The sequence below is a fragment of the Pseudomonas lundensis genome (assembly GCF_001042985.1).
Lineage (GTDB): Bacteria > Pseudomonadota > Gammaproteobacteria > Pseudomonadales > Pseudomonadaceae > Aquipseudomonas > Aquipseudomonas lundensis.
In genome coordinates this window covers 154,851-162,778 of the sequence record NZ_JYKY01000008.1, presented here as the reverse complement: position 1 = coordinate 162,778, position 7,928 = coordinate 154,851, and the positions used below count along the sequence as shown (strand labels likewise).

Genomic DNA, 7,928 nt, shown 5'->3' with positions numbered 1-7,928 from the left:
TTGGTTGGTCAATGAAGTCGCAGATGACCAGCGACGTAGCCATTGATGCACTGCTGATGGCGGTTTGGAGACGTAAGCCGAAGCAAGAGGTGATGATCCACTCGGATCAAGGCAGTCAGTACAGCAGTTCGGACTGGCGAAGCTTCTTGAAAGCTAACAACCTGGTGGCCAGCATGAGTCGTCGAGGTAACTGCCACGACAACGCTGTGGCGGAGAGCTTTTTCCAGTTGCTAAAGCGGGAACGGATCAAGCGTAAAATCTACACTACACGCCAGGATGCTCGGGATGATGTGTTCGATTACATCGAGATGTTTTACAACCCAAAACGACGCCACAGTTTCAACAATCAGCTGTCACCGGTAGAGTTTGAAAAGCGTTACGCAGCGAGCCTGGAGAGTGTCTAGAAAACCCGGGGCGATTCAACAAGCTGGAGTTTTTGGTAGTCATGGGTCGGCCTCCTTGTTCAGGTGATTAGATTCGATTGGTTTATGCAGCAGAGGTCGGCAGATCGGCGTAAGGACAGCCGGAGCCAGGATGAAACTGTGACGGTTACTTCTTGAGTTCTTCAGCCATCTCCAGCAACAACCCGACCACAGCCCAGAGCGGCCAAGTGGGATTCATATCGGCAAAGGTGCGGAATGACTTGCAGCCCGTGACTTCGGTGATCTGTTCAAGTGTGATGCCGAGGCCCAAGGCGTACCGGCGTACGCCACCAGCAGTGGCTGGCAAATACCACAATGGAAGACGGAACCCAGCAGCAGCGGCCAGCTCACGCCAGCGAGGGGTATCTGAGAAGTCGAGTTTAAGGTTCTTGCGTGCGTGATCCTGAGCGGCAAGTCGGGTAGCTGCTGCTTTCTCAGGATTGGATTGAACTGATTGAACTTGCATTGTGTAGCCTCCATAACGTTGGGGGACGGACACACACTGGAACGGTTCTACGGACGCACGGAATCGCGCCAGTGCTGAACCGCCCCAGTTGGGTTGCTCAATCGCTAGCGTTGATTCTGGGTCTGAATTAGCCGTACGAAGGCGGGTATCGATCGAAGTGCACGGAGTGCGAGTGGGTGCAGCGGGGTTTGGATCTAGGATTCGTCAGTTGGTGAGGCTGGCGGGTTGGAACGGTTGAGACACTATCCAGAAGACCCAGTTAAGCCGACCCGGTAGGGTAGCTAGGGTGGCAAGGCTCTCGTCGTTTTAAGGCGTGGAATCACCGTACGAACACGGGTTTCATTCGATAAGCCGCGTGGGGTTGAGGTGCAGCGGAATAGGTTGCCAGCGTCCACGAAGGAGAGCGCGTCACTGGCGGCTGTACTCGATGACCAATCGAACACAGCGGGAAACAGGCCGGTCAGTCGGCGGGGTTATTCGTCTTCATCAGGCAAGGGTACATAACCCGCGAAGTACTCAGCAGCGGTTTCAGCAGAGCATCCTAAGGCAGCCATCAGCTCAGTAAGGCTCAGGCCATCAGCGATTAGCCGGGCAGCTTCCGCATCCTGTGAGAGGCCGCTGTCGTCGATGCAGACGCTCCCGTCGGGCAAGGTGGTTACAGTCATGGTCGGTGCTCCCGGGCGAGTGGTTCAATAGGTAGTAATGAGTACGAAGTACTCTATGAGTTTGATCAAGCTATGATGGGTGCAGTGCACCCACGCTGCACCCAGCCTTATGCCGCTCTCCGTATCCAACTCTTCACGGTGTTCCGATTCTGACCAAGGAACTGCGCAATCTCGCCAGTGGTTTTGCCTTCGTCACGGAGGCGTACAGCTTCCAGCCGTGGGTCTAGTCCGATGTCCTCCAATGCGTGCCGCGCATCAACGGCAGCTAGACGTGCTTCCAGCTCCCCGATACGGCGGGCGTGATCGGCCTCACTTTGTTCCAGTCGAGCCAGTCGAGCTTGTGTCTTCATATTCACAGCAATACCTTCAAGGCTTCCAGATAACGTATCAGCGGCCATGCGCAGGTACTCCCTCCTCCCTTCGCTTCGGATCATTCGTTGGGCATTCGGGTGCAGGGCATGTTTCTGCAATGACTTCTTGACCTTGCGACGCGCGCCGGTCTTGCTGGTAATCCGGGCTACTTCATCGGCAGGGACGCCAGCATCAAGCAGGGCCACTCGTGGGAGTACGTTCCCTTCGGCATCAATCACCAGCAGCACAGCAGCATCAACGGTTTGTTGGCTTGATCTGTACCGACCAACGTGCTCAGCGGCACAGGCTTTGTAGAAGGCTTGCTCTGCTCGGAGCTTTGCCAAGTACGCTTCGCGGGATTTACTAACGCCGCACTTGCCGGTGAATTCAGCGAACAAGTCAGCGGCTACTTTGTAAGTAGGCAGCGCACGGTAAACATTCTGGTCAATCTCCCGGCCAGCAATCCAGCCGTTCCACCAGTCTTTCTGCATCACAGTGAGCGTCGCGGTCGGGTCTTGGAACATCGGCTCCAAGTCTCTTACATCTAAATCTGTCAAATTCGTCTCCTTGTTGTCGTCTTCCTCGCAGTGGTACTCGGGGGAGGCTGCATCTTGTGCAGATGTACTCACTCTTCCTCGGAGTGTCCGCTATTGCTTAGAGGTCGGGGAAAGACGTTATTTGCTTCCCGTCTCCTCTAAGTGGGGAACTAAACGCCAGCTCAGCTACAGGCCACGTCCTATAAGGCTCTAAGCGATTCGACACATAGTGGGGATTCCGACGGCTTCGCAGTGCGTTTCTTAGCTGATTTAGATCCGCTCTGGCTTTGGATCTGGGATCAATTCCCGAACCTTTGCCAGCAGCTCACGCGGCCTATCCAACGGCTGGCTACCACCATAAATACTTGTGGCTTTCGATCCGGCTGGGGTGTGCCCGAGGATGCCGCCGACTTCATCCGTCGTCGCCCCGACTTTGCGCAGCAGGTCAGCGCACGTGTGGCGTTGGCTGTACAGGCTCATGCCGGGGGCTTCGCCAAGGGCGCGGCTGAACACCCGTGATAGGCTTCGAACTCGTTGCCGCGCCCGTCTATCAAGATCGGCGGAACTGGCCCCAGAGGGCAGCCCCAGCCCCGACAGCACGGCGTGGAACAGCGGCTCGTCATCGGCGTGCACAGGCAAATCACGACGGCTAGCCGCGTTCTTCCCGCCACTTAGCGCAGCTTTGAACACCAGTTCGGTATTACCCATCACATCGGAACGGTGCCCCAGTGCCCTCAAGCCTTCTTGAAGCAGCTCACTCGGGCGCAGGGCGTACCGCGCCAGCAGCACGACAGCGGGGTAATGCGCTGGGGTAGTGGCTTTGATCTTGGCGTGGATATCAAGCATCAGCGCCAGTGGGATCGGCAACCGTTGATCCTTGCTCATTCCCGCGCCAGATCGCACGGCTTTAGCCACCGCCCCGGCTTTTGGCAGTGCCATACCAACCCAGCCGGGGATTCTCCGCAGGACGCTCAGCAGGCAGTACGCGTCGGAATGCACCGACGAGGGTTTGCCGCCGCCCGCCAATTTCTCAGTGCAGAACTTCATCAGGCTTTGTATTTGCTGGTCCTGTGTGCTCGGCCAAGTCAGCACCTTTCTGCTCAGGCTGCGAACCTTGTCAGCGCGACCCTTGCTCACGCCTTCGCAGTACTCATCTAGCACCGACTGGAACGCCGCCTCGGTGACGGCATCGCCCGCTGGCACGGGAGTCGAGGCAGTAACAGCAGGCGCTCCCGGTGCAGGCGTATCGAATCGGGGAGAATTCCCGGCTAGAGTGTCGTCCAGTGCCCGCAACATCGCCCGAGCTTCAATAGGGTGTACATCCAGACCCGGCAACACCAAAGTCCCTCGGGCATGCGCTTCTAAGGACGCTCTACGCCATTCAAGCTCAGACTGCCAGCCCGACGACTGCATACGCTCAGTGATGTTTAACGTGAAGCCCCGGACCATAGCATTCAGATTGTTCAGCACCTCGGTGGCAGTCTTCGCTTGCGCTTGCACCGTCTCTGGCTCTGCGCTGTGCGGAACCGGGGCAGCACACTCGGCCACGGCTGCATCACAAATCCGATCGAACTCAACCGACACAGCGTGAGACAGGCGCAGCGCCTCCGACCGGTCGGCAGTACCCAAGGCTTTGCGGTACTCGACGCGTCCGACTACCTCGGCAACATCGGCGGGGAATCGACGGCGGTAGCTGTAACGACCATCGCGGCGAGTGAGGTAGGACATTCGAACTCCAATGCTGCACGTGTGACGGACGCGGGGAGCTGGCACAGGCCTCAGAATCGCCTTCTGAACGATCAGTGTGTACCATAGCGAACCTCGCTCAAGACCAGTAATATAGGGCGTCTCGGCAAGGTTGGCGAATTGCTTGTGTCACCGTCGTCTAATTATTGAATGGCCCTTTTGTTTGCCTGAAGCTTTTGTCATCCTCGCCATCACCCTCGTTTGGCCCTGTGCCGCTCCCCACCTTAAACAGACCTGCTGCGTTACACTGCGCCCTTTATTTAAGCGTGGAGGCTGGGCATGAGCTGGGATTTGGCAACGCCGTTCATCATTGATCTGCAGGTGCAGGCTGAAGACATCGACGGTTTTGGCCATGCCAATAACGCTGCCTATGTTGTCTGGCTGGAACGATGCGCCTGGCGTCACTCTCAGCGCCTCGGGCTGGACCTCACGGAATACCGTCGTCTTGACCGCGCCATGGCCGTGGCCAGGCATGAAATCGATTACCTGGCCAGCGCCTATGAAGGTGACGAGTTGCAACTGGCGACGTGGATCATCGATTGCGACAAACGCTTGCGCATGACGCGTCAGTTCCAGTTGATCAGGCCGCGCGACGGGCTGACGTTGCTGCGGGCTAACACCACGTTTGTGTGTATCGAACTGTCCAGCGGCAAAGCCAAACGCCTGCCGCCCGAATTCTTCGATGGCTATGGTCCGGCGGTCGTGCCAGCCTGATAGGGCGTGCAACGCGATACCGATTGCCCGCGTTAGCGCGTAAACTGCCGCACGTTTTTTTATGAGAGTCACCCATGCAAATTGCCTTGGCGCCGATGGAAGGGCTGGTCGACAACATCCTGCGTGATGTCCTGACCCGCACCGGCGGTATTGATTGGTGTGTCACCGAATTCATTCGGGTCACCGAGCGTCTGCTGCCCGAAGCTTACTTCCACAAGTTTGCCCCTGAGCTTCAGCACGGCGCGAAGACCCGTGCAGGCGTGCCGCTGCGCGTGCAATTGCTGGGGTCCGATCCGGCGTGCCTGGCAGACAACGCAGCGCTGGCCTGCCAGTTGGGCGCTGAAGTGATCGATCTGAATTTTGGCTGTCCGGCCAAAACGGTGAACAAGTCCCGTGGCGGTGCCGTGCTGCTCAAAGAGCCTGAACTGCTGCATGCGATCCTGTTGCAAGTGCGTCGCACTGTGCCGGCTCATATCCCGGTCACGGCCAAGATGCGTTTGGGCTTCGATACCCCTGACAGCGCCAACGAATGCGCCATTGCGCTGGCTGAAGGCGGCGCAAGCCAGATCGTGGTGCATGCCCGGACCAAAATGGATGGCTACAAGCCACCTGCGCATTGGGAATACATTGCTCAGGTGCAAGAGGTCGTCAAGGTGCCGGTGTTTGCCAATGGGGACATCTGGTCCGTTGAAGATTGGCGCCGTTGCCGCGAAATCAGTGGTGCTGAAGACATCATGCTCGGCCGGGGTCTGGTTTCCAGGCCAGACCTTGCCCGGCAGATCGCCGCAGCGCGGGCCGGGGAAGAGGTCGTCGAAATGACTTGGGCTGACCTGCAGCCGATGATTCGTGACTTCTGGGCCCAGGCTCAAGCGCAACTGACCCCGCGCTCAGCCCCCGGGCGTCTGAAGCAGTGGCTGGCGATGCTGACGCGCAATTATCCCGAGGCCACGGTGCTGTTCAATGCGATGCGCCGCGAAACCGACTGTGAAAAAGTCCGTCATCTGGTCAACAACTCGCCCATGGATGCGGCTTCAAACACCTGAAATTTTTTTTAAAAAAACCTCTTGAAATGATTGGGTCGGTCCCTATTTAGGGAGTACGCGATGCCGAAACCGGGTCGCGGAGACAAAATCTCGCTGAAATCAGGAGGCTAAATTATGAGCACTGCATTTTCTCTGGCGCCACTGTTCCGTAATTCTGTCGGCTTTGACCGTTTTAGTGATTTGTTCGAAACCGCGCTTCGCAATGACACCAGCGGTGGCTACCCACCCTACAACGTTGAAAAACGCGGTGAAGACAGCTATCGCATTGTCGTAGCTGCAGCGGGTTTCCAGCAGGAAGACCTGGACCTGCAAGTAGAGAAAGGTGTGTTGAGCGTGAGCGGCAGCAAACGTGAAACCAGCACCGACGACAGCGTGACCTTTTTGCATCAGGGTATTGCACAGCGGGCGTTCAAACTGTCCTTCCGCCTCGATGACCACATCGAGATCAAAGGTGCAAACCTGAGCAATGGCTTGTTGAGCATTGATCTGCAACGGGTAGTGCCTGAAGAGGCAAAAGCCAAACGCATCCCGATCAATGGGGAACAGCCAGCCCTGCAAAACTGATCCCGCAGTGGCGTGTCAGGAACCCCGTCTTTTCAGGCGGGGTTCTTTGTATTCGGGGTAGGCGCAGAACTGCAAGCGCTTGTTTCCGGATGGTTTTCAGAGGTTTTTCGTCGACTAGCCTGAAGATAGCCGACCGGGCGCACGACGTGTCCGGCGCCATTCACAGGTGATTGACATGAAAAATAAACGTGCCCGCGACTCCGCAACCGGTCTCTTTATTCCACTGGAAGAAGCCAAGCGTCGACCTCGGGAAACCACCGTAGAAACCATTAAAAAACCGAAAAAAGAGCAACCCAGGCATTGACGAGCAGTACGCAGGCATTTGTTTTCGACCTCTCCCCGAGACAAGTGCCTGCACTTTCTTTATCCCTCCCTTCGGCGTTTGGTCGGCCATCTCTCGTTCAAAGACGCTGTGAACTACGCTTGTGCCTGTTCGTGCACAAAGGAGTGACGCATGCGGGTTCCAGACAAACCTGTCGACGAGGCGGCTCGTTTAGAAGCCTTGCACAGGTTGAATGTCCTCGACACCGAGCCGGAGGAGCGATTTGACCGCCTGACCCGTCTGGCGCGACGCGTGTTCAATGTGCCGATTGCCTTGGTCAGCCTGGTGGATACCGAGCGTCAGTGGTTCAAATCGGCGGCTGGCCTTGATGTCATTGAAACGCCCCGCGACGTGTCCTTTTGTGGGCACGCGATTTTGGGCGACCAGATATTGATGATCTGCGACGCCGTGCTGGACGAGCGCTTTTATGACAATCCGTTGGTATTGGGCGATCCGGGCATCCGTTTTTACGCGGGCTGTCCGCTCAAAGTCGCTAACGGCGATAAAGTCGGCACGCTGTGCCTGATCGATACCTTGCCCCGTGTGCTTAGCGACGATGAGCGTGAGTTGTTGCGGGATTTGGCAGCGATGGCCGAGCAAGAGCTGGTGGCTGTGCAATTGGCGACCATGGATGAGCTAACTCTGCTTTCCAACCGGCGCGGCTTCGAAGCCTTGGCGCGTCATGGCTTGGCGTATTGCAGGCAATGGGGCAGGCCGGCGACGTTATTGTTTTTCGATCTCAATGAGTTCAAGCAGGTCAATGACACCTACGGCCACGCCGAGGGTGATCTGGCACTCAAGGCCTTTGCCGACGTGCTGCGCATCGCGTTTCGTGAAAGCGATGTAATCGGGCGATTGGGCGGGGATGAATTTGTCGTGTTGATGACTGGCTCGGACTGCGTGCACATCGCCGCCGTCATGGCTCGCTTGCAAGCGTTGCTCGATGAGCGCAATGCAAGCGCGTCACGGGGTTATGCGATTCGTTTCAGTGTCGGGCAGATTGAATATGACCCTCAACACCATGACTCGGTCGCAAGCCTGTTGCTCGACGCCGACCGTGCGATGTACATCCATAAGCAAACATTGAAGCGAGGTTGAG

At 57.1% G+C, this 7,928-nt stretch carries 10 protein-coding genes; 6 read left to right on the top strand and 4 right to left on the bottom strand.

Translation table 11 applies throughout. From position 1 onward, the window contains the following. The coding region (locus TU74_RS09325) for an IS3 family transposase (protein WP_048375663.1) at positions 1–404 on the top strand (404 nt) is incomplete at its 5' end. A 145-nt stretch (positions 405–549) separates the two neighbouring features. On the opposite strand, the gene TU74_RS09320 is transcribed toward TU74_RS09325, so the two are convergent. The 4 genes from TU74_RS09320 to TU74_RS09305 form a co-directional block, all read right to left on the bottom strand. After that, positions 550–888, bottom strand: a complete 339-nt coding sequence (locus TU74_RS09320) for a hypothetical protein (RefSeq protein ID WP_241485554.1) — start codon at positions 886–888, stop codon at positions 550–552. Between the two features lie 473 nt (positions 889–1,361). Continuing rightward, positions 1,362–1,553 (bottom strand): hypothetical protein, encoded by a 192-nt coding sequence (locus tag TU74_RS09315; RefSeq protein ID WP_048376181.1) that lies wholly within the window; start codon positions 1,551–1,553, stop codon positions 1,362–1,364. A gap of 107 nt (positions 1,554–1,660) precedes the next feature. After that, positions 1,661–2,461 (bottom strand): helix-turn-helix domain-containing protein, encoded by an 801-nt coding sequence (locus TU74_RS09310; RefSeq protein WP_048376179.1) that lies wholly within the window; start codon positions 2,459–2,461, stop codon positions 1,661–1,663. A 249-nt stretch (positions 2,462–2,710) separates the two neighbouring features. Then, complete coding sequence (locus TU74_RS09305; protein ID WP_048376177.1) at positions 2,711–4,168, bottom strand: DUF6538 domain-containing protein; 1,458 nt, start codon at positions 4,166–4,168, stop codon at positions 2,711–2,713. Between the two features lie 297 nt (positions 4,169–4,465). Here TU74_RS09305 and TU74_RS09300 point away from each other — a divergent pair, with 297 nt between their 5' ends. From TU74_RS09300 to TU74_RS09280, 5 genes are all read left to right on the top strand, one after another. Continuing rightward, a complete protein-coding gene (locus tag TU74_RS09300) occupies positions 4,466–4,900 on the top strand; it encodes an acyl-CoA thioesterase (RefSeq protein ID WP_048376175.1) in 435 nt (144 codons plus the stop codon). A gap of 74 nt (positions 4,901–4,974) precedes the next feature. Further along, positions 4,975–5,943, top strand: a complete 969-nt coding sequence (locus tag TU74_RS09295; RefSeq protein WP_048376173.1) for a tRNA dihydrouridine synthase — start codon at positions 4,975–4,977, stop codon at positions 5,941–5,943. Between the two features lie 114 nt (positions 5,944–6,057). Then, positions 6,058–6,507 (top strand): Hsp20 family protein, encoded by a 450-nt coding sequence (locus TU74_RS09290; protein WP_047275033.1) that lies wholly within the window; start codon positions 6,058–6,060, stop codon positions 6,505–6,507. 175 nt (positions 6,508–6,682) lie between these two features. Then, a complete protein-coding gene (locus TU74_RS24895; RefSeq protein ID WP_257011210.1) occupies positions 6,683–6,811 on the top strand; it encodes a hypothetical protein in 129 nt (42 codons plus the stop codon). A 150-nt stretch (positions 6,812–6,961) separates the two neighbouring features. Next, positions 6,962–7,927: a GGDEF domain-containing protein gene (locus TU74_RS09280; RefSeq protein WP_048376168.1), complete on the top strand. Its 966-nt coding sequence runs from the start codon at positions 6,962–6,964 to the stop codon at positions 7,925–7,927. Position 7,928: the final 1 nt, after the last annotated feature.

What these genes read in the sequence shown, in the direction of transcription:
- TU74_RS09305 (WP_048376177.1), bottom strand. Translation starts at nt 4,168, where the DNA reads ATGTCCTACCTCACTCGCCGCGATGGTCGTTACAGCTACCGCCGTCGA.
- TU74_RS09295 (WP_048376173.1), top strand. Translation starts at nt 4,975, where the DNA reads ATGCAAATTGCCTTGGCGCCGATGGAAGGGCTGGTCGACAACATCCTG.
- TU74_RS09315 (WP_048376181.1), bottom strand. Translation starts at nt 1,553, where the DNA reads ATGACTGTAACCACCTTGCCCGACGGGAGCGTCTGCATCGACGACAGC.
- TU74_RS09290 (WP_047275033.1), top strand. Translation starts at nt 6,058, where the DNA reads ATGAGCACTGCATTTTCTCTGGCGCCACTGTTCCGTAATTCTGTCGGC.
- TU74_RS09280 (WP_048376168.1), top strand. Translation starts at nt 6,962, where the DNA reads ATGCGGGTTCCAGACAAACCTGTCGACGAGGCGGCTCGTTTAGAAGCC.
- TU74_RS09300 (WP_048376175.1), top strand. Translation starts at nt 4,466, where the DNA reads ATGAGCTGGGATTTGGCAACGCCGTTCATCATTGATCTGCAGGTGCAG.
- TU74_RS09320 (WP_241485554.1), bottom strand. Translation starts at nt 888, where the DNA reads ATGCAAGTTCAATCAGTTCAATCCAATCCTGAGAAAGCAGCAGCTACC.
- TU74_RS24895 (WP_257011210.1), top strand. Translation starts at nt 6,683, where the DNA reads ATGAAAAATAAACGTGCCCGCGACTCCGCAACCGGTCTCTTTATTCCA.